This is a genomic window from Rhodovarius sp., assembly GCF_040399605.1.
Classification (GTDB): Bacteria; Pseudomonadota; Alphaproteobacteria; order Acetobacterales; family Acetobacteraceae; genus Rhodovarius; species Rhodovarius crocodyli_A.
This window is the reverse complement of sequence record NZ_JBBARU010000020.1, coordinates 1-18,522: the sequence shown is the minus strand read 5'-3', so window position 1 is coordinate 18,522 and position 18,522 is coordinate 1. Positions and strand designations below refer to the sequence as shown.

At 65.6% G+C, this 18,522-nt stretch carries 19 protein-coding genes; 11 read left to right on the top strand and 8 right to left on the bottom strand.

The features are described from left to right. The first annotated feature begins 305 nt into the window (after window positions 1-305). The 5 genes from ABWP84_RS07815 to ABWP84_RS07795 all read left to right on the top strand — a co-directional run bounded on the left by ABWP84_RS07815 (window position 306) and on the right by ABWP84_RS07795 (window position 6,633). Window positions 306-2,057, top strand: coding sequence for a type I secretion system permease/ATPase (locus tag ABWP84_RS07815; protein WP_353211455.1), 1,752 nt, complete (start codon window positions 306-308; stop codon window positions 2,055-2,057). A gap of 1 nt (window position 2,058) precedes the next feature. Then, window positions 2,059-3,465: an HlyD family type I secretion periplasmic adaptor subunit gene (locus tag ABWP84_RS07810; protein ID WP_353211454.1), complete on the top strand. Its 1,407-nt coding sequence runs from the start codon at window positions 2,059-2,061 to the stop codon at window positions 3,463-3,465. A 170-nt stretch (window positions 3,466-3,635) separates the two neighbouring features. Beyond that, on the top strand, window positions 3,636-3,914 hold the full coding sequence (locus ABWP84_RS07805; RefSeq protein WP_353211453.1) for a hypothetical protein: 279 nt from the start codon (window positions 3,636-3,638) through the stop codon (window positions 3,912-3,914). An 89-nt stretch (window positions 3,915-4,003) separates the two neighbouring features. After that, window positions 4,004-4,486: a GAF domain-containing protein gene (locus ABWP84_RS07800; RefSeq protein ID WP_353211452.1), complete on the top strand. Its 483-nt coding sequence runs from the start codon at window positions 4,004-4,006 to the stop codon at window positions 4,484-4,486. Between the two features lie 26 nt (window positions 4,487-4,512). Next, entirely contained in the window at window positions 4,513-6,633 is a 2,121-nt protein-coding gene (locus ABWP84_RS07795) for an acetate--CoA ligase family protein (protein WP_353211451.1), read from the top strand. A gap of 281 nt (window positions 6,634-6,914) precedes the next feature. On the opposite strand, the gene ABWP84_RS07790 is transcribed toward ABWP84_RS07795, so the two are convergent. The 3 genes from ABWP84_RS07790 to ABWP84_RS07780 form a co-directional block, all read right to left on the bottom strand. Continuing rightward, window positions 6,915-8,660: a thiamine pyrophosphate-dependent enzyme gene (locus tag ABWP84_RS07790; RefSeq protein WP_353211450.1), complete on the bottom strand. Its 1,746-nt coding sequence runs from the start codon at window positions 8,658-8,660 to the stop codon at window positions 6,915-6,917. A gap of 74 nt (window positions 8,661-8,734) precedes the next feature. Beyond that, window positions 8,735-9,706 (bottom strand): ABC transporter ATP-binding protein, encoded by a 972-nt coding sequence (locus ABWP84_RS07785; RefSeq protein ID WP_353211449.1) that lies wholly within the window; start codon window positions 9,704-9,706, stop codon window positions 8,735-8,737. After that, complete coding sequence (locus ABWP84_RS07780; protein WP_353211448.1) at window positions 9,703-10,752, bottom strand: oligopeptide/dipeptide ABC transporter ATP-binding protein; 1,050 nt, start codon at window positions 10,750-10,752, stop codon at window positions 9,703-9,705. The genes ABWP84_RS07785 and ABWP84_RS07780 overlap by 4 nt, the downstream gene beginning before the upstream one ends. A gap of 177 nt (window positions 10,753-10,929) precedes the next feature. Between ABWP84_RS07780 and ABWP84_RS07775 the strand changes: the two genes are divergently transcribed. Both ABWP84_RS07775 and ABWP84_RS07770 read left to right on the top strand, forming a co-directional pair. Further along, window positions 10,930-11,181: an Lrp/AsnC ligand binding domain-containing protein gene (locus ABWP84_RS07775; protein ID WP_353211447.1), complete on the top strand. Its 252-nt coding sequence runs from the start codon at window positions 10,930-10,932 to the stop codon at window positions 11,179-11,181. 171 nt (window positions 11,182-11,352) lie between these two features. Beyond that, the gene (locus tag ABWP84_RS07770) at window positions 11,353-11,595 is read left to right on the top strand and encodes a hypothetical protein (RefSeq protein WP_353211446.1); all 243 of its coding nucleotides are present in this window, start codon (window positions 11,353-11,355) and stop codon (window positions 11,593-11,595) included. A 125-nt stretch (window positions 11,596-11,720) separates the two neighbouring features. Here the strand turns inward: ABWP84_RS07770 and ABWP84_RS07765 are convergent, their stop codons facing one another. Further along, on the bottom strand, window positions 11,721-13,217 hold the full coding sequence (locus ABWP84_RS07765) for an amidase family protein (protein WP_353211445.1): 1,497 nt from the start codon (window positions 13,215-13,217) through the stop codon (window positions 11,721-11,723). Window positions 13,218-13,329: 112 nt separating this feature from the next. Then, the gene (ggt, locus tag ABWP84_RS07760; protein WP_353211444.1) at window positions 13,330-14,934 is read right to left on the bottom strand and encodes a gamma-glutamyltransferase; all 1,605 of its coding nucleotides are present in this window, start codon (window positions 14,932-14,934) and stop codon (window positions 13,330-13,332) included. A 103-nt stretch (window positions 14,935-15,037) separates the two neighbouring features. On the opposite strand from ggt, the gene ABWP84_RS07755 reads away from it, so the two are divergent. Together ABWP84_RS07755 and gpt are read left to right on the top strand one after the other, a co-directional pair. Then, window positions 15,038-15,379 (top strand): tRNA-binding protein, encoded by a 342-nt coding sequence (locus ABWP84_RS07755; protein ID WP_353211443.1) that lies wholly within the window; start codon window positions 15,038-15,040, stop codon window positions 15,377-15,379. A 5-nt stretch (window positions 15,380-15,384) separates the two neighbouring features. Beyond that, a complete protein-coding gene (gpt, locus tag ABWP84_RS07750; protein ID WP_353211442.1) occupies window positions 15,385-15,858 on the top strand; it encodes a xanthine phosphoribosyltransferase in 474 nt (157 codons plus the stop codon). Between the two features lie 4 nt (window positions 15,859-15,862). Here gpt and ABWP84_RS07745 read toward each other — a convergent pair whose 3' ends face one another. Next, window positions 15,863-16,195 carry a DUF1491 family protein gene (locus ABWP84_RS07745; protein ID WP_353211441.1) on the bottom strand — a complete coding sequence of 111 codons (333 nt, stop codon included), beginning with the start codon at window positions 16,193-16,195 and terminating at the stop codon, window positions 15,863-15,865. A gap of 78 nt (window positions 16,196-16,273) precedes the next feature. On the opposite strand from ABWP84_RS07745, the gene ABWP84_RS07740 reads away from it, so the two are divergent. Next, window positions 16,274-16,498 carry a hypothetical protein gene (locus ABWP84_RS07740; protein ID WP_353211440.1) on the top strand — a complete coding sequence of 75 codons (225 nt, stop codon included), beginning with the start codon at window positions 16,274-16,276 and terminating at the stop codon, window positions 16,496-16,498. A 4-nt stretch (window positions 16,499-16,502) separates the two neighbouring features. Here the strand turns inward: ABWP84_RS07740 and ABWP84_RS07735 are convergent, their stop codons facing one another. Next, a complete protein-coding gene (locus tag ABWP84_RS07735; RefSeq protein ID WP_353211439.1) occupies window positions 16,503-17,048 on the bottom strand; it encodes a cytochrome b/b6 domain-containing protein in 546 nt (181 codons plus the stop codon). 41 nt (window positions 17,049-17,089) lie between these two features. Here ABWP84_RS07735 and ABWP84_RS07730 point away from each other — a divergent pair, with 41 nt between their 5' ends. Further along, window positions 17,090-17,971 (top strand): hypothetical protein, encoded by an 882-nt coding sequence (locus ABWP84_RS07730; RefSeq protein WP_353211438.1) that lies wholly within the window; start codon window positions 17,090-17,092, stop codon window positions 17,969-17,971. A gap of 283 nt (window positions 17,972-18,254) precedes the next feature. Here the strand turns inward: ABWP84_RS07730 and ABWP84_RS07725 are convergent. Continuing rightward, on the bottom strand, window positions 18,255-18,522 hold a 268-nt coding region (locus tag ABWP84_RS07725; RefSeq protein WP_353211437.1), incomplete at its 5' end, for a glutathione binding-like protein.

Below are 18,522 nucleotides of genomic sequence, written 5' to 3'. Positions count from 1 at the left end.
AAAATGAAATATCGCACCGGTTCAGTACATAAAACGCGTAACAGCATTCTGAGCAGGCCAATTCACGCCAGTTTGCAGCAAGGACTTAAAAGGACTCAAAATGAGCGGCACGCTTGTTGAATATCAGGCATACCCAGCCGCTCACCACGCCAAGGCAACACCATTGGGTAACCGGTTTGCCGTTATGATGCGCCGCTGCGCTGGGCCAAGGTCTGCCGCCCACCCTGGCGCAGCAACCACAGGAGGGGCTAGGTCGTGCCGATGAACCGTGTGATTCCCAGTATGTCAGGATCGGGTATATCGCCATGATGCCACCGCGCCCGGGGCTCTTCGCCCCAAACCCGCTCAATGACACGCCGCTGGCCCGTGCCATCGCCTCCTGCCGCTCGCAATTCATGCTGGTCGGCGCCTTCTCGGGCGTGGCCAACCTGCTGCAACTCACCGTCTCCATCTACATGATGCAGGTGTTCGACAGGGTGCTCGCCACCCGCAACACCGATACCCTGCTCTACCTGACGCTGATCGCCGTCTTCGCCATCGCCATTCTGGCGATTTTGGAATCGGTGCGCGGCACCATCATGCAGCGCGTCGCCACCTGGCTGGAAAACCGCGTGGCGCCCGAAGGCTTTGCCCGCGCGCTCGAATCCCAATTGCGCGGCCGCCCCTACCGGATGGAGGCGCTGCGCGACTTGGCGATCTGCCGCGGCTATCTCGGCTCACCGGGCATGCTGGCACTCTATGATGTGCCCTGGGTGCCGATCTATCTGGCGGTGATCTTCGCCCTGCATCCGCTGATGGGCATCATCGCTGTGGCTGGTGCGGCGCTGCTCTTTGGCCTCACCCTCGCCAATGAATTCATCACCTCCAACCTCCTGCGCGAGGCCAATACCACCGCCATGGCCAGCCAGCGCCGGGCGGATGCCATCGGCCGCAATGCCGAGGTGATCGACAGCATGGGCATGCTCCCCGCGGTGATGACCCGCTGGCGCGAAGGCGTGGCCAAGAGCCTGCCGCCGCAGCAACGCGCGGCCGACCGTGCGGCCTGGATCGTGGGCTCCACCAAATTCATCCGCCTCGCGGTGCAGATCGCCATTTTGGGTTTTGGCGCCTATCTGGTGCTGCAACAGGAGCTGACCTCCGGCGCCTCCATCGCCGCATCCATCATCATGGGCCGCGCCCTGGCCCCGGTGGAGCAATTGATTGGCGGCTGGAAGCAATTGGTCTCGGCCAGGCAAAGCTACCGCCGGCTGCAGTCCTTCCTGGCCCAGCCCCGCATCCGCCCCGAGGGGATGAAACTGCCCGAGCCCACGGGCAAGGTGCTGGTTGACCGGGTCTCCTTCGCCTTCCCCGGCCAGAATGTGGCCATGGTCAAGGGCGTCGCCTTCGAACTCAACAAGGGCGAATCCCTCGCCATCATCGGCCCCTCCGCCGCGGGCAAGACCACGCTCATCCGCATGCTCATCGGCGTGGCCCAGCCCAATCAGGGCCATGTCCGCCTCGATGGCGCCGATGTCTTCATGTGGCAGCGCGAGGATTTCGGCCGCCATGTCGGCTATCTGCCGCAGGATGTGGAGCTGTTTGACGGCACCGTCTTCCGCAACATCGCCCGCATGGGCGAGGCCGAGCCCGATGATGTGTTCGAGGCCGCACGCCTCGCCGGCTGCCATGACATGATCCTGCGCCTGCCCAATGGCTATGACACTGAAATCGGTGATGGCGGGCAGCATCTCTCCGGCGGCCAGCGCCAGCTCATCGGCCTCGCCCGCGCCATGTTCGGCCGCCCCAAACTCGTGGTGCTGGACGAGCCGAATTCCAACCTCGATGGCGATAGCGAGGCCGCTCTCACCCGCGCGCTGGAAACACTCAAGGCGCAGGGCTGCACCGTGGTCCTCGTCTCCCACCGCCCCGCTTTGGTGCAGGGCGTCGATAAGGTCCTGCTGCTCAAGGAAGGTGCGATCGAGATGTTTGGCCCCCGTGCGGAAGTGCTCAAGCGCCTGATGGCACCGCCACGCCCGGCGGAAATACCCGCACCCATGCCAATGGGGGGGGCTGCCTGAGATGAGCGATATCATCGAGCGCCCCGCCGGCCCGCCGCCCGCAGCCCCCGCTGCCCCGGCCCAATCCCAGCTCCGCGCCGCAAGGCCAGCCATCGAACTGCCTTTCGACCCGCTGCTGGACGCCAAGCGCCCGCGCACCCGCGGGGTGACCATCTTCGGCCTGATCATCATGCTCGGCTTCTTCGGTGGCTTCATGATCTGGGCGGTGTTCGCGCCCCTCGCCGAGGCCGCGGTGGCACCAGGCGTGATCAAGGTGGAAGGCACCCGCCGGACGCTGGCGCATCTGGAAGGTGGCATCGTGCAGGAGATTCTGGTGCGCGATGGCACCCGGGTCGAGGCTGGCCAGGTGGTCATGCGCCTCGATGATGTGCAGTCCGGCGCCACGCTGGAGGGGCTGCGTGCCCAGCGCTTCGCCCTGCAGGCGCAAGAGGCCCGCCTGCTAGCCGAGGCCGAGCGCGCGCCCCTGGTCACCTTCCCCGCTGACCTCGCAGCCTCCACCCACCCCAGGGCGATCGAGGCGATGACCGGCCAGATCGCCCTCTTCGATGCCCGCCGCTCCAGCCTGCTCAGCCAGGTCTCGGTGATGGAAGCGCGCGAGGTGCAGCAGCAGGCGGCCATTTCCGGCGCCCAGGGCCAATTGCTCTCCACCCGCCGGCAATTGCAGCTCATCGTCCAGGAGGAGGTGATGCGCCGCAACCTGGTCAATCAGGGCCTGGCGCGGCTGCCCGAACTCCTGGCCCTGCAACGCGGCCTGCATGGGCTTGAAGGCCAGATCGTTGATCTGCAAGGCCAGATCGACCGTTCACAGGCCACCATCCAGGAGGCCCGCAACACCGTCCGCCAGATGACCGACCAGCGCATGCAGGAGGTCAATACCGATAGGCGTGACGTCGCAGCACGCCTCGCCGATATCGAGGAGCGCATGCGTGCCGCGGCCGATGTCTCCACCCGCCGTGAGGTCCTCGCCCCCGAGGCCGGCACGGTGGTGAACCTGCGCACCTTCACCATCGGCGCCGCCATCCGCTCGGGTGATCCGCTGATGGACCTCATCCCCGCGCGCGACCAATTGGTGGCAGAGGTGAATGTCCAGCCCTATGATATCGACGTGGTCTATCCCGGCCTGCAGGCGGAAATTCGCCTGCCCGCCTTCAAGCAGCGCCTGGTGCCTTACCTGCATGGCCATGTCACCTTCCTCGCGGCCGATGTCACCACCGACCCGCAGACCCGGCAGAGCTACTACCGAGCCTATATCGCGATCGATCAGGAGCAATTGAACCGCCTGCCCTCGGTCTTCCTGGTGCCCGGCATGCCGGTGGAAGGCCATATCCAGACAGGGCAGCGCAGCTTCTGGCGCTACATGACCCAGCCGATCCGCGACAGCATGGCCCGCGCCTTCCTCGAGCAGTGAGCCCCCCGCCCCCGCCGCCCATGGGCAGCGGGGGCGCCTCCCAGCCAATGGCCCGCCATTGGCATGGTGCATCACCACAAAATCAGACATACTGGCCACACAACCAAGGCCGCCTTCGCCCGAGGGGAAAATCCCCGCCCCGGCGGCCAGACCAGCGCGCGAGGATTTTCATGACCAACCTGCCCAGCCAATTCACCGATGGCATCCTCGACGCCAGCGTCAATCTGGGGGTGGCGCGCATCACCCTCGCCCAGCTCGGGCCAGACGGAAAAGCCGCCCCCTCCAGCCTGCTCCTCGTGCCGGTCATGCAATTGCCTGCCCTCGCCAATGGGCTTCTCACCCTCGTCCAGCAGATCGAAAGCAAGATGAAGGAATCCCAGGCCCAGCAGGCGCCCGTGGCCCCTGAGCAGCAGCCCATGCCCTCGGCCTTTACCTTCGGCGGCCGCTGATTGCGCCTGCCCGGGCGGACGTGACACCCGCCCCCCGATGCCGGGTGCCAAGTCGCCCGGACCGCGCATGTCAGCACGGAGCCTCTGCGATGAACCTCGCCTGGGCCCAGGCCCTTCCCGGCCAGCCAGCAACACTATTCCAGGCCTTGCAGGCGGCGATGGGCGCAGAGATAGGCCATCGCCTCTTCACCATCATGCGCCATGATGCGGGCGCCGGGCGCAATGCCCGCATCCATTCCAGCCACCAGCAGCAATACCCCGTGGGCGGCGCCAAGCCCCTGCGCCCAACCGCCTGGACGCAGCAATTGCTGGTCGAAGGCCGCCCCTTCATAGGCCAGGACGCTGACACCATCCGCGCCACCTTCGCCGATCACGCAACCATCCTGGCCCTGGGCTGTGAGAGCGTGCTGAACCTGCCCGTGCTGTGGAATGGGCGGGTGCTCGGCACGGTCAATCTGCTGCACCGCGCCGGCCATTACGTGCCACATCATGCGCGCATCGGCATGGCACTCGCAGCCTGGGCGGCACCCGCGCTGCTGGATGGGGCTTGCCCTTCGCCCGCATCGCTTTAGCCTTTCCCCGATAAGGGGAGAAACACGTGAATCCAGCACCGCTTCGCCGCGCAGAATCACTGCGCCGCCTGCTCGCGCCCAATAGCGTCGCCGTTGTCGGCGTCTCGGCCGAGCCCACCAGCTTCGGCGCCCGCACCATCACCAATATGCGCGGCTTCGCCGGCCCGGTTTACGCGGTGAACCCGAAATATGCCGGCCAGGAGCTGCATGGCTACCCCTGCGTCGCCTCCATCACCGACCTGCCAGAGGCGGTGGACAGCGTGGTGCTCTGCATGCCCCGCACCGGCATCTTGGCCAATGTGGAACTCGCCGCCGCCCGCGGGGTGGGTGGCCTCACCATCTACGCCTCCGGCTATGGCGAGACCGATCTGCCCGAACGCGCGGTGGAGGAGGAGCATCTGCGCGCCCGCGCCCGCGAATTGGGCATCCCCCTGCTCGGCGCCAATTGCCTGGGCTTCGTCAACCATGTCACCCGCGCCGGCGCCACCTTCATGCCGGATTACTTCAAGATGACGGCACCGGCCGGTGGCGTGGGCGTGGTCAGCCAATCGGGCGCGCTGGGCTATGCGCTGATGCAGGCGGCCGAGCGCGGCTTCGCCATGTGCCACATGGCCACCGCCGGCAATTCCACCGATCTGGACGTATGCGACCTCGCCGGCTTCCAACTCGAAATGCCGCAATGCCGCAGCATCGCCTTGGCCGTGGAAGGCCTGCGCGATGGCCGCCGCCTGATCGAATTGGGCGATAAGGCGCGCGCCTTGGGCAAACCCATCGTGGTGCTCAAACTCGGCCGCGGCGAAACCGGCGCCAAGGCCGCCATGTCCCATACCGGCTCCATGGCCGGCAGCACCGCCGCCTGGTCCGCCGCCTTCCGCCGCGCCGGCATGCTCGAGGTGGAGGATTTCGACGCGCTGCTGGAAACCGCCGGCTTCATGGCCAAGGCGCCCAAGCCCAAGGCGCGGGGCGTGGGCATCGCCACCCCCTCCGGCGGCGCGGGCATCCTGGCCTCCGACCATGCGGAATATGCCGGCCTCACCCTGCCCCAGCCCACCGCCGCAACCGAGGCGGTGCTGCGCGCCGCCATCCCCGATTTCGGCAGCCCCCGCAACCCTTGCGACCTCACCGCCCAGGTCGCCACCAACCCGGCCAGCTTCGATGCCTGCATGAACGCCATGCTGGCCGACCCGCAATACGCCGCCATTGTCATGCCGGTGGTTTATCACAACCCCACCACCACACCGCTGCGCATGGCCGCCATGGCGCCACTCGCCAAGGCGGCCGGCAAGCCCATCTGCATCGCCTGGATTCCCGAAAGCCTCGAGGGCCCCGGCCCCGTCGCGGTGGACACCTCAGCCGATCTCTCGCTGTTCCGCAGCATGCGGCGAATGATGAAGGCCATCGCCCTCTGGCTGGAATATCATGACGGCCAGCCCGCCATGGGCGTGATCGGCGAGGCAGCAAAAGCCGCCGCTGCCGCCCTGCCCAAAGGCGCCTGCACCCTGATGGAGGCACAGGCCAAATCCGCCTTCGCCGCCGCCGGCCTGCCCGCCATGCCCGATGCCCGCGCCGCCACCGCCGAAGCCGCCATCGCCGCCGCCGAGGCCCTGGGCTACCCGGTGGTGCTCAAGCTCGACAGCCCCGATATCGCACACAAGACCGAGGTGGGCGGGGTGAAACTCAACCTCGCCAACGCCGCCGAGGTCAGCACCGCCTTCGCCGCCATCATGGAGGGCGTGCGCCACCACGCGCCCGCCGCGCGGGTGGATGGCGTGCTGGTGCAGCGCATGGCCGCCCGCGGGCCAGAGCTGATCCTGGGTGCGCGGCAGGACCCGCAATTCGGCGTCACCCTGCTGGTCGGCCTGGGCGGCGTGCAGGCCGAACTCTGGCGCGATGTCACCCTCGACATCGCCCCCGTCTCCCCCGCCCGCGCCGAGGCGATGCTGCGCAGCCTGAAAAGTTTTGCCCTCTTGGACGGCTTCCGCGGCGCCGCCCCCGTCGACGTAGCAAAGGTGGCCCAAACCATCGCCCGCTTCTCCGAACTCGCCGCCGCCATCGGCCCAAGGCTGGAGGAGATGGAGATCAACCCACTCGTCTGCCTGCCCGAAGGCAGTGTGGCCCTCGATGGGCTGATGCAGTTGCAAGCCTAAGCCAAAGGCGGCGCCGGCAACCGGCGCCGCGATAGCTGGCTGCTGAGTAAAAGAGCGAAAGGACTTTGCCCTCTCGCGCTCACCCACCAGGGTCGACATGTATGTCGACGATTTTCCTGGACCTTTGATGAATATTAAAATCGATAATCAAACGAAGGTGCAGGAAACTAAGTTTCCTGCTGGGGTGCTCGAGGGGCAAAGCCCCTCGATCTTGTTTCAACGCGCCGTTACTTTCCCCCCGCCTACTCGCCCAAACCCAGCGCCGCCCCCGGCCGAGGGCCTTACTTCTTCGCCTGCCGCCTAAGATCAGCAACAGTGGCCCGATTGGTCACCTGCTCCGGGTTCATCCGAATCTCGATGATCGCCGGCTTTTTCGAGGCCGAGGCCCGCTTATAGGCCGGCACGAGCTCCTCGGTCCGCTCCACCACCTCACCATGCCCGCCAAAGCTCTCGATAAAGCGGGCAAAATCGGGGTTGGTCAGCGCCGTGCCGGAAATGCGCTCAGGATAGGTCCGCTCCTGATACATCCGGATGGTGCCATACATCTGGTTGTTGAAGACCAGGATGATCGGGTTGACCTTGTGGTGGAAGGCGGTGGCGATTTCCTGCCCCGTCATCAGCGCCCCACCATCGCCCACAAAGCAAATCACCTCGCGCTCCGGCGCGGTGAGCTTGGCGCCGATGGCGGCGGGAATGCCATAGCCCATGGCACCACAGGTCGGCCCCAGGAAATCCTGCTTGGCGCCGACATGGTTAAACCGGGTCGGCCAGGTGGCGAAATTGCCGGCATCGGTGGTGAAGATCGTATCCGCCGGCAGCGCCTTTTCCAGCGCCTGCAACGCCCGGGCCAGATTCAGCGGCCCCTCATAATCCGGCGCCTCGGCTTGAGCCAGGCGGCTGGCGCGCAACTGCTTCGTCCAGGCGCCCCAGACCGGCTTCTTCACGCGCAGCCCCTTCACCGCCGCGGCAAAGGCATCAAGATCCGAGGTAATACCCAGCGCCGGCCGATACACCCGGCCAATCTCGCCCTGCTCCGGAAACACCTGCACCAGCGGCGTCGCCCCCGCCATATCGAGCAGCGTATAACCCTGGCTCACCGGCTCCCCCATCCGGGTGCCGATGGCGAGAATAAGGTCGGCCTGCTTGGCATGCGCCACCAGCGCCGCATCAGCACCAACCCCCAAATCCCCCACGAAATTATCGTGGTTGCCGTCAAAATTGCTCTGCCGGCGGAAGGAGACGGCCACCGGTAAATTATTCGCCACCAGGAATTTCGCAATCGCCGCGCGCCCCGCCTCGGACCAATTGCTGCTGCCCAGAATCGCCAGCGGCCGCTTGGCGCGCCCCAGCATCTCCATCATCTCATCAATCGCCTTAGGCGAGGGATGCGCCGGCGCCACCCGCGCCGGGGGAATATCCGGCACGCTGGCAAAACGCTTTTGCATTTCCTCCGAAATCGCCACCACCACCGGCCCCGGCCGGCCGGATTGCGCCACATCAAAAGCATGCGCCATCAGTTCAGGAATGCGGCTCTCATGGTCGATCTGCGTCACCCATTTGGCGATGGGCGAGAACATCCGCCGGTAATCCACCTCCTGGAAGGATTCACGGTCAGTCTCCTCATGCGGAATCTGGCCGACCAGCAGCACCAGCGGCGTGCTGTCCTGCATGGCGATATGCACGCCAATGGCGGCATGGCAGGCGCCGGGCCCGCGGGTGACAATGGCCACACCAGCCCGCCCCGTCAGCTTGCCATGCGCCTCGGCCATATTCACCGCGCCCGCCTCAAAGCGGCAGGTGACCAACTCCACCCGGTTGCGATTGGCATAAAGCCCATCGAGCAGATCAAGATAGGATTCGCCCGGAACGGCAAAAACATGGGTGGCACCTTGGGCAATAATGGCATCGGCCAAAAGCCTGCCGCCGCTGCGCGGTTCCAGCGCGGAGGCTTGCGCCGCACCGGCCTTCTTCTTCACCGCGGTCTTACCGCCCGCCTTCGCGGCCACCGCCGCCACCATCTTCGCCATCAGGCTTTCCCCCATTTCGGAGAAGCAAGCCTAGCGCCGCCGCCGCCGCGCGTCACTCCGCGGCGCCTGCGGAATCACCCAGCCGCAATCTTAATGCAGCGCGCCCGCCTGCCACCGCCCGCCTCCACCATCGCCGGCACCCCTGCCTCGCAGGCCGCCTCGGCCATGGCGCAGCGCGGGGAAAAGCTGCAACTCGTGGGCACGCTGGAAAGGCTCGGCGGCGCACCCGGAATGGTCGTCAGCACCTTGCCGCGCATATTGCCATGCACCGTGCTGTTCAGCAGGCCACGCGGATAGGGATGCAGCGGCCCGGCCATAAAGCTGCCCACCGGCCCCTCCTCCACCACCCTGCCGGCATACATCACCGCCACCCGGTCGGCGATCTCACCCGCCACGCCCAGATCATGGGTGACGAAAATCACCCCCATGCCCAGCTTCTGCTGCAATTCGCGCAGCAGCAGCAGCACCTGAATTTGCACCGTGGCATCCAGCGCCGTGGTCGGCTCATCGGCCAGTAACAGCTTGGGCCGGCAGGCCAGCGCCACCGCAATCATCGCCCGCTGCCGCAGCCCTCCCGAAAGCTCATGCGGATAAGCATCCAACCGCCGCCTGGCCGAGGGAATTTGCACCAACTCCAACAATTCCAGCGCACGGGCCATTGCCGTTGCCCGCGAGGCCCCCTCATGGCGCTGCACCACCTCGGCAATCTGCCGCCCCACGGTGAAGACCGGGTCCAGCGCCGTCATCGGCTCCTGGAAGATCATCGCCACCTCGCCGCCGCGGAAATCCGCCATGCGCCGCTCACTCATCGCCAGCACATTCTGGCCCGCCACTTCGATGCCGCCGGTCACCCGGGCGAATTTCGGCAAAAGCCGCATCAGCGCCCGCAGCGTGACCGATTTGCCCGAGCCGCTCTCGCCCAGAATGCACAGCACCTCGCCCTCGGCGAGTTCCATATTCACGCCATTGACCGCATGCACCGTGCGGTCGCGCGTGGCGAAGGTGACCGAGAGATCGGTCAGCTTCATCAGAGGTGCGGCACTCATACCACCACCTCCAAAATCGCACCGGCCTTGGAATGCCCACTATCGGGCGTCGCCATATGGCAGGCCGCCAAATGCCCATCACCCAAATCAGCCGCCACCGGCTTGCGCGCCGCGCAGACATCCTCGGCAAAGCCGCAGCGGGTGCGGAAGCGGCAACCGCTGGGCGGGTTCACCGGGTTCGGCGGGTCGCCCACCAAGGGCGGCACGGTGCGCCGCTTGGCCGGGTCCATGCTCGGCCGGCTGGCCAGCAGGGCGCGGGTATAGGGATGCGCCGGGCGGTCATAAATCGCCTCCACCGGGCCAATCTCCACCACCTCACCCAGATACATCACCAGCACCCGGTCGGAGATGAACTGCACCACATTGAGGTCATGCGAGATGAACACAAAGGTCAGATTAAATTTCGCCTTGAGGTCCACCAGCAGGTTCAATACCTGCGCCTCCACCGATTTATCCAGTGCCGAGACCGGCTCATCCAAAATCACCAACCGCGGCTGCAAGGCCAGCGCCCGGGCAATATTCACCCGCTGCCGCTGCCCACCCGACAATTCATGCGGGTAGCGCCGGGCAAATTGCGCCGGCGCCAGCCCCACCGCCGCCAGCAAATCCCGCGCCCGCTCACTCGCCTCACGCTCGCCCACACCATGCACCTTCGGCGCGAAAGCGATGCTGTCCTCAATCGGCAGGCGCGGGTTCAGCGAGGCATAGCTATCCTGAAACACCATCTGCACCTGCCGCCGATAATTGCGCAGCGAAATGCCGCTCGCGCGCGGCTCACCCACCGCCTCGCCATCAAACACCATGCTGCCCGCATCAAGCCCCAGCAGCTGCACCAAAAGCCGAGCGGTGGTGGATTTGCCGCAGCCACTCTCCCCCACAATGCCGAGCGTCTCGCCCTTCATCACCTCAAAGCTCACCCCATCCACGGCGCGCACAGTCGCCACGGTATTGCCAAACAGCCCCCCCTTGATCGGGAAATGCTTGGTCAGGCCGCGAAGCGCGAGTAGGGGCTGGGCGGGGCCGTCACGGTCATTTTTCGATTCCATGGCGACTGAATAGCCATTTCACGCCGGCCATGGAACGCACCTCCAAAGCGGCCAGGGCCATATGCGGCGGTTTCTGCCACCATCTTGGGCAGCCGCCCTGCACCGCGCCCGCCCCAAGGTCAGTTGCCCCCACGCCCGCGCGCGTCCATCCTCCCGGCATATCCCAAGGAGCCCGAGATGCGAGCGATCTTCGTGCAGATCAAATGTGAGATGGGCGCGGCCTATCGTGTCGCGCGCCACATGGCCGACAGCATCGAGGAATTGTCGGAAATGCACTCCATCTCCGGGCAATATGATTTGCTGGGCAAATTCTACCTGGCCCCGGAGCAGGATGTCGGCCTCTTCGTGGTCGAAAAGGTGCAGACGGTGGAGGGCGTGAAAGACACCTACACCATGCTCACCTACAACGCCTTCACCGCCACGCGCTGAGCCGCTTCCCTTCCCTCCCCCTGGGGGCCGCCACAACAACATCACAAAGCCGCCGCGCGCTGCCTTGAAGCGGGCGCGATTACGCCACGGCCTGGGTCCAGCATGTGTCTTGAGGGGATAGCCCCCTCGGTGCCCGGGGTGACAGCCGGCACCTCCCCCAGGCCAAAACCCATGCGAAAGCTTCTCACCGCCGCCGCCCTCTCCGCCACCCTGCTGCTGGGGGCCTGCCAGAACCCCGATGGCAGCGTGAATATGGGCAATACCCTGCTGCTCGGCGCGGGTGTCGCCGCCCTGGCCGGCGGCGTGGCGCTGGCCGCCAATAGCGGCCATGGCCATCGCAATGGCGGCTATAACCGTGGCTATAGTCGCGGCTACCACCCGCAACACGGCTCCGGCTACGGCCGGCGCTGGTAGCCAGGTGCCGCTTCAGGCCATCAACACCCCACCACAGCCGTTTCACCACAAGCGAAGAGGGTGAAACGGCTCAAGCTTTGACTGACCCAATCGCCCCCCGCGAAGCCGCGGGGCTGGAAAAATCCCTAATCCCAGGTCTTAAAGGCCTCCATTTCCGAGATCGGCCGCGCCTTCGCCAAAGCCGCCAAATCCGGCAGCGGCCGGCCAAACTCGGCATCACCGGCAAAAGCCGCCTCAATCGCCGCTGCCACCTGCAACACCACCGCATCGCCACCGCGCGGGCCCACAATCTGCAAACCGAAGGGAAAACCCTTCTCATCCAGCCCCACCGGCAGGCTCATCGCCGGGTGCCCGGTGAGCGTCACGTAATAAGCCAGACTCAGCCAATGGAAGTAACTCCGCACCGGCTTGCCATCGATCACCGCCGGATAAAGCTCGCGCCACGGCCGCGGCGAGCAGCAGATGGCGGGGCTGATCAGCACCGAATGCTCGCCAAAAAACGCCTGAAAGCCGAAATAAATCTGCGTCTGCCGGGTCAGCGCCGCCGAATTATCGGCGAAGGTATAGCGCATCGCCTCGGCCACATTGGCATGCATATTCGGCCCGCAATCCTGCGGCCGCGTCTGCACCTTCTCGGCATGGGCGGAGAGCACACCCACCGAGCGCAGCACCTCAAACGCCTCATCGCCACCGCTCACATCCGGTGTGGCCTCAGTCGCCCGGGCAAACATCGGCGCGAGCGCGGCCACCACCTGGCGGAATTTCCGTCGCACAATCCCCTCAGTCGGTGCGAGGCCGAAATCCTCGGTGAAGGCGAGCGACATGGCGGAAAGATCAGCCGGCAGCACCGGGTGAAACAGCTCCGGCCGCTCACGCATGCGATGGCCCGGAAAACTATAGGCCAGCGGATCAGCCGCATCATCACTCGCCATCGCGCCCAGCATCAGGCCCAGATCCGCCACATTGCGCGCCATCGGCCCCAGCATCGGCAGCGGCGAAAACCCATGGCCGCGCCGCTCGCTCGGCACCAGCCCCGATGACGGCCGATAACCCACAATGCCATTAAAAGCGGCCGGATTGCGCAAGCTGCCGCCGGTATCACTGCCGGAAGCCAGCGGCACCATATTGGTGGCCAGCGCCACCGCCGAACCACCCGAGGACCCCGCCGCATTATAGGCCGGGTTGAAGGCATTGCCCGTGGCACCCCAGACGGTGTTGCGGCTATTCGCCCCCAAGCCGAATTCCGGCACATTGGTCTTGCCCAGCACATTGCCGCCCGCCTCGCGCAGGCGCCGCACCATGCCCTCATCGCGGGTGGGAATATGGTCGGCGAAGATCGGGCTGCCCCAGGTGGTGCGCAGCCCCTTGGTCTCTTCCAGATCCTTGATGCCCAGCGGCAGGCCATGCAGCGGCGGCAGCGGATCCGCCCGCATGGTCTTCTCATCGGCCGCCCGGGCGGTGGCGCGCGCGGCGTCGATATCCATCGCCGTCATCGCATTCACCGCCGGGTTGATGGCGGCAATCCGGCCGATGCAGCTTTCCAGCAGCTCGCTCGCGGAGAGTTTCTTCGCCCCAATCATGCGGCGGGCCGCAATGGCGGTGAGGTCGCAGGGTTCGGTCATGTGTCGTGTCCTCTCGCCGCATCACGCGGCCCTTGGGGCAGAAGGAAACGCCCCCCGGTGAATGATGGCAAGCCATGCCGGGCGGGGTTGAAACCGCGCCCGGCCGCTGCCCTCAATACCCCATCGCGCAGCCATCCTTGCGCGGCTCACTTCCCGCGATCAGCGCACCGCGCTTGCGGTCAATGAAGATCGCCTGGCCGCCACCATGCGGCTTGGCAATGGGCTCGCATTCATGCCCCAGCGCATTCAGCCGGGCCACCACCTCCGGCGAAATCCCATTCTCCACCTGCACCTTGCCCAGGCGCGGGAAGAGCCGCGGCGCATCAATCGCCTCCTGCACATCCATGCCATATTCAAAATGATTGGTCAGGAACAGCGTCTGCCCCATCGGCTGGAAATGCCCGCCCATCACGCCATAGGGCATGATGCATTCATTATCCTTCATCACCATGCCGGGAATGATGGTGTGCATCGGCCGCTTATTCGGCCCGATGCAATTCGGGTGGCCTTCCTCCAGCCGGAAGCCATAGCCGCGATTCTGCAGCATCACCCCCGATTCCTCGGCCAGAATACCCGAGCCAAAACTCTCAAACAGCGAGTTGATGAAGGAGCAGGCATTGCCCTCCTCATCGACGACGCACATGTAAATCGTGTCCTTATGCCGGGCGAGGTCGCTTTCGCCCGCCAGCGGCATCATCGCCATCGCCCGCTCATCAGAGATCAACCGCGCCAGCGCCGCGCCATATTCCGGGCTCAGCAGCTTTTCCACCGGAACATCAAAGAAGGCCGGGTCAGAGAGGAAGGCATCACGGTCCCGATAAGCCAGCCGCGCCGCCTCAATATGCCGATGGAAGCGCTCGGCACTCAGCGGCCCCTGCTCGGCAGTCGGCAGATTGCCCAAAATATTCAAAATCTCCAGCACGATCATGCCCGAGCCATTGGGCGGGCACTGGAAGACATCCATCCCCTTCCAGCGGGTCTTGATCGGCGTGACGAACTCCGCCGCCTCGCGGCCATTGGCAAAATCTTCCTCGGTGTGCAGACCACCCAGCGCATTGAGCGCCTTCACCATATCGGCGGCCGCAGCACCTTCGTAAAACGCCTTCGCGCCATGCTGGCCAATATTGCGCAGCGTGCGGGCCAGGGCCGGGAAGGCCATCTTATCGCTCATCTTCGGCGCCACACCGCCGGGCAAATAATGCCGCGCCGCAGCCGCATTCTTGGCCAGCTTGCCCGCCGCATCCGCCCAATCCGTGGCGACGCGGGCATGAACGTGAAAGCCACCCTCGGCAAAGCGCGCCGCCGGCTCCAGCAATTCATCCAGCCCCTTGCGGCCATGCGCGCGGCTCAGCTTCTCCCAGGCGCCAATGGCACCAGGAATGGTCACCGAATGCGCGCTGGTGGGTTCCAGCGCCGTCACCTGGCGGGCGCGCAGCGCCTCAGGCGTCGCCCCCGCCGGCGCACGGCCCGAGCCATTCATGGCAATCACCTTGCCCGTGCCGGCCGGCGCATAGAGCACGAAGCAATCACCACCAATGCCAGTGCTCTGCGGCTCAATCACCCCCAGCACCGCGGTCGCCGCAATGGCGGCATCCACCGCATTGCCGCCCGAGCGCAGAATATCCAACGCCGTCAGCGTCGCCGCCGGCATGGAGGTCGCGGCCATGCCACGGCCGGAAATGACCGGGCTGCGGCCCGGGGCATGAAAATCGCGCATGATCTTGGACTTCCTTCTCGTCACATTTCGGATTGCACAGGGCAGCCCAACCGGCAAGCGCCCCCCTTTCCTCCATGGCGCACAGCCGCTAAGCGCCCATCGCATGGCCGATCCCATCTCCTGGAACGATTTCGAGCGTGTGGACATCCGGGTCGGCACGGTCATCCAGGCCGAGCCCTATCCCGAGGCGCGCAAACCCGCGATCAAACTCTGGGTCGATTTCGGCGCGGAGATCGGCGTGAAGAAGACCTCAGCCCAACTCACCGTGCATTACACGCCCCAGGCGCTGCTCGGCCGCCAAGTGGCGGCGGTGGTAAATTTCCCGCCCCGGCAGATCGGCAAATTCATGAGCGAAATCCTGGTGCTGGGCATGCCCGATGCCCAAGGTGCCGTGGTGCTGCTCGCCCCCGACCAGGCGGTGCCCAATGGCGGAAGGATGTTCTAGAAAAAATGACCCAACGCTACTTCACCGTCACCTGGGACCAACTGCACCGTGACAGCAAAGCCCTTGCCTGGCGCCTGCTGCATGGCGGCCCCTGGAAGGGCATCGTCGCCATCACCCGCGGCGGCCTCATCCCCGCCGCCATCGTCGCGCGTGAACTGGAATGCCGGGTGATAGAGACCATCTCCGTCGTCACCTATGATGAGCAAAGCCGCGGCGAGCCCCAGGTGATGAAACAGGCCACCGCCGCCGGTGATGGCACCGGCTGGCTCATCATCGATGATCTGGTGGACACCGGCACCACGCTGAGGGTGGTCCGCGCCCTGCTGCCCGGCGCCCATGTCGCCACCATCTACGCCAAACCCGCCGGCCGCGATCTGGTGGACAGCTTCATCACCGAGGTCAGCCAGGATACCTGGATTCTCTTCCCCTGGGACACCGAGGCGCAGTTCATCCCGCCCATCGCCAAGGCGGCCAAATAATCCCCTACAAAATCCGCCCCTCAAAAGGCGGCAGGTAATCCGGCGCCTCGAATTCCACCACCCAAAGATCAGGGTCGCGCTTCACCTGCCGCTCGACATAGGCATCCGCCACCGCCTGCTCCACCGGCGCTGGGCCAGTGCCGCGCATCCAGGCCGGGCGCCCCTCGGCATCGCGCGCCTGGGAGAGCACCACCACCCCCCCCCGCCCCAACAACACACACAAAAAGCCGCCACTATCGGGGTCCCCCCGGCGCAACTGCATCGCCGGGCGGCCGGCGGCATTGGAAAGCCGGATCGCCATGCTCACCCAGATCTCTGATTTCACCCGTGCTTCCATGGCCCCATTCTGCGCCAGCCGCCCGCCCCTTGCCAGCGTCCATCGCCCCGCGCCACAACAGCACTTCAGGAGATCACCATGGACGCCAGCAAACTCACCGAAGGCCAGCGCGCCTATGAAGCCAAGCGGGCGGCGAAAGCCGGCATGAGCCTGGATAAATGGCTCACCCAGAAGGAAAAGCGCGCCCGCGAGGAAGCCGCCACCGCCGCACGCGAGGCCGCGGCCGCCGCCGAACCACAAGCCCCCGCCAAAAAGCCCGGCTTCTTCTCCCGCCTGCTCGAACGCGCGCAAAAACCGCTATAGGCCCTCACAGCATCCGCATCAGCGTGCCATCACGGCGGATGGCATGGTGATAGATCGCCGCCGCCACATGGGCGGCGATCAGCACCGGCAGCAGCCAGCCCAGCCAGCCATGCAGCCACATCAGGGGCTTGGCCAATCCCTCCCAGGCATTCATGAATTTTGGCAAGTCGATGAAACCGAGATAGGCTGTCGCCCCCTGCATCGGAAAACCAAAGGCATTGCTGGCGAAAAACCCCAGCACCGGCTGCGCCACCAGCGCGGCATAAAGCATATGGTGGGTGGCGGCAGAGGCCTTGCGCAAATACCCCGGCAGATCCCCAGGCAGCGGCGGCGGCGGGCTGAAGCGCCGGCAGGCCAGCCGCGCCAGCACCAATATCAACAGCGTCAACCCCAGGCTTTCATGGATCGCGTAAAACCCCATCTTCGAGGGATCCTTGATATGGCCAATCACCACCCCGCTCAGCAGCGCCAACACAATCAAGGGCACGCTCACCCAATGAAAAATCTTCGCGACGGCGCTGTAGCTGCCATCAGGTCGTGTGATGCTCATGCGGGGCTCCGGAGATGATTGCGCTGCATGCCGATTGGTCAATGCATACCCCCAAACGCTACCACGCCCTGGCACGGCGGCGAAACAATACATGGCACACCGCCGCCCCCCGGCTGGTGGGCGAGCCCATGGCCCTGCTCCGCCCCCTGCTCGCCGAAGGCCCGCCAGTCTTTATGGGCCTGGACCTGCCCCTGGGCCTGCCCCGCGCCTATGCCACCCATTGCACCGAGGCCGATTTCCCCGCCTTTCTCCGCGCCCGCCTCACCACGCCAGAATTCTTCGAGGTGAACGAAACCCTCACCACCATCAGCCGCGCCCGCCCCTTCTACCCCGCCCGCGCCGTGAAGGGCATGACGCGCCTCTCCCACGCCCAGGCCCTGGGCATGGCAAGTGCGGCCGATCTGTCGCGCCATTGTGACCGTGCAACCCCGCTCCGCCCCGCCGGCGCCCCGCTCTTCTGGACGCTCGGCGCCAATCAATCCGGCAAGGCCGCCATCGCCGCCTGGCGGGACTGGCTGGCCCCGGCCCTGCAAGCCGGCGCGCCGCTCTCCCTCTGGCCCTTCGAAGGCCGCCTGCAAGCCCTCCTCCGCCCCGGCCGGGCCGTCCTGGCCGAGGTCTACCCCGCCGAAGCCATGCGCCAACTCGGCCTCAAACTCCCAGGCAGCAAACGCGACCAAACCGCCCGCCGCGCCCTGGCCCCCGCCCTGCACCAGGCTCTCACCCAAGCCCAGGCCCACCCCGAACCCGCCCTCTCCGCCGCCATCACCGATGGCTTCGGCCACGACACCGCCGGCGAGGACAGGCTGGATTGCCTCATCGGCCTGCTCTGCATGCTGCAAGTCCTCGATGGCCGCCGCGCCGATCATGTGCCGGAAGACCCATGGATTCAGCGCTGGGAAGGCTGGGTGCTAGGGCAATCCTGACAGGCGGCCGACAGGCGCTTGTGGCAATACAAACGGCGAAAGGGCTTTGCCCTCTGGCGCTCTCCCACCAGGCTCGACATGTATGTCGAAAATTTTCCTACATTCGAAAAAATTCAAAAAATAAGTTTACTATAGTATGTCTACTTCAACAAAATTTAGTCCAAGTGAATTACAACATAAACCCAACAATTAAACGAAGGTGCAGGAAACTAAGTTTCCTGCTGGGGTGCTCGAGGGGCAAAGCCCCTCGATCCTACCCAGGTCTTCCCGCAGCCTGCCGCCCTCAGGCCGGCTCAGCATCCCGCTCCGCCCACATCCGCTGAAACGCCGGCCGCGCATGGCAGGCCGCCAGCCACGCCTTCACATGTGGATTGGCCTCGAACAGCGCCGGCGCCGCCACGGCGTAGCGAATAATCTCCGCCACATTGATATCAGCCACGGTGAAGCGCCCGCCCGCCAGATAGCCCGTCGCGGCCAGCGCCTTGTCCAGCACGGCAAAGGGTGCGCGCAGCACCGCCTCGGCAGCATCGGCCGCCGCAGCATCACGCTCA

What these genes read in the sequence shown, in the direction of transcription:
- ABWP84_RS07730 (WP_353211438.1), top strand. Translation starts at nt 17,090, where the DNA reads ATGCATACCCCCAAACGCTACCACGCCCTGGCACGGCGGCGAAACAAT.
- ABWP84_RS07790 (WP_353211450.1), bottom strand. Translation starts at nt 8,660, where the DNA reads ATGGCGAAGATGGTGGCGGCGGTGGCCGCGAAGGCGGGCGGTAAGACC.
- ABWP84_RS07740 (WP_353211440.1), top strand. Translation starts at nt 16,274, where the DNA reads ATGGACGCCAGCAAACTCACCGAAGGCCAGCGCGCCTATGAAGCCAAG.
- ABWP84_RS07785 (WP_353211449.1), bottom strand. Translation starts at nt 9,706, where the DNA reads ATGAGTGCCGCACCTCTGATGAAGCTGACCGATCTCTCGGTCACCTTC.
- ABWP84_RS07735 (WP_353211439.1), bottom strand. Translation starts at nt 17,048, where the DNA reads ATGAGCATCACACGACCTGATGGCAGCTACAGCGCCGTCGCGAAGATT.
- ABWP84_RS07755 (WP_353211443.1), top strand. Translation starts at nt 15,038, where the DNA reads ATGGCCGATCCCATCTCCTGGAACGATTTCGAGCGTGTGGACATCCGG.
- ABWP84_RS07780 (WP_353211448.1), bottom strand. Translation starts at nt 10,752, where the DNA reads ATGGAATCGAAAAATGACCGTGACGGCCCCGCCCAGCCCCTACTCGCG.
- ggt (WP_353211444.1), bottom strand. Translation starts at nt 14,934, where the DNA reads ATGCGCGATTTTCATGCCCCGGGCCGCAGCCCGGTCATTTCCGGCCGT.
- ABWP84_RS07765 (WP_353211445.1), bottom strand. Translation starts at nt 13,217, where the DNA reads ATGACCGAACCCTGCGACCTCACCGCCATTGCGGCCCGCCGCATGATT.
- ABWP84_RS07745 (WP_353211441.1), bottom strand. Translation starts at nt 16,195, where the DNA reads ATGGAAGCACGGGTGAAATCAGAGATCTGGGTGAGCATGGCGATCCGG.
- ABWP84_RS07810 (WP_353211454.1), top strand. Translation starts at nt 2,059, where the DNA reads ATGAGCGATATCATCGAGCGCCCCGCCGGCCCGCCGCCCGCAGCCCCC.
- ABWP84_RS07815 (WP_353211455.1), top strand. Translation starts at nt 306, where the DNA reads ATGATGCCACCGCGCCCGGGGCTCTTCGCCCCAAACCCGCTCAATGAC.
- gpt (WP_353211442.1), top strand. Translation starts at nt 15,385, where the DNA reads ATGACCCAACGCTACTTCACCGTCACCTGGGACCAACTGCACCGTGAC.
- ABWP84_RS07800 (WP_353211452.1), top strand. Translation starts at nt 4,004, where the DNA reads ATGAACCTCGCCTGGGCCCAGGCCCTTCCCGGCCAGCCAGCAACACTA.
- ABWP84_RS07770 (WP_353211446.1), top strand. Translation starts at nt 11,353, where the DNA reads ATGCGAAAGCTTCTCACCGCCGCCGCCCTCTCCGCCACCCTGCTGCTG.
- ABWP84_RS07775 (WP_353211447.1), top strand. Translation starts at nt 10,930, where the DNA reads ATGCGAGCGATCTTCGTGCAGATCAAATGTGAGATGGGCGCGGCCTAT.
- ABWP84_RS07805 (WP_353211453.1), top strand. Translation starts at nt 3,636, where the DNA reads ATGACCAACCTGCCCAGCCAATTCACCGATGGCATCCTCGACGCCAGC.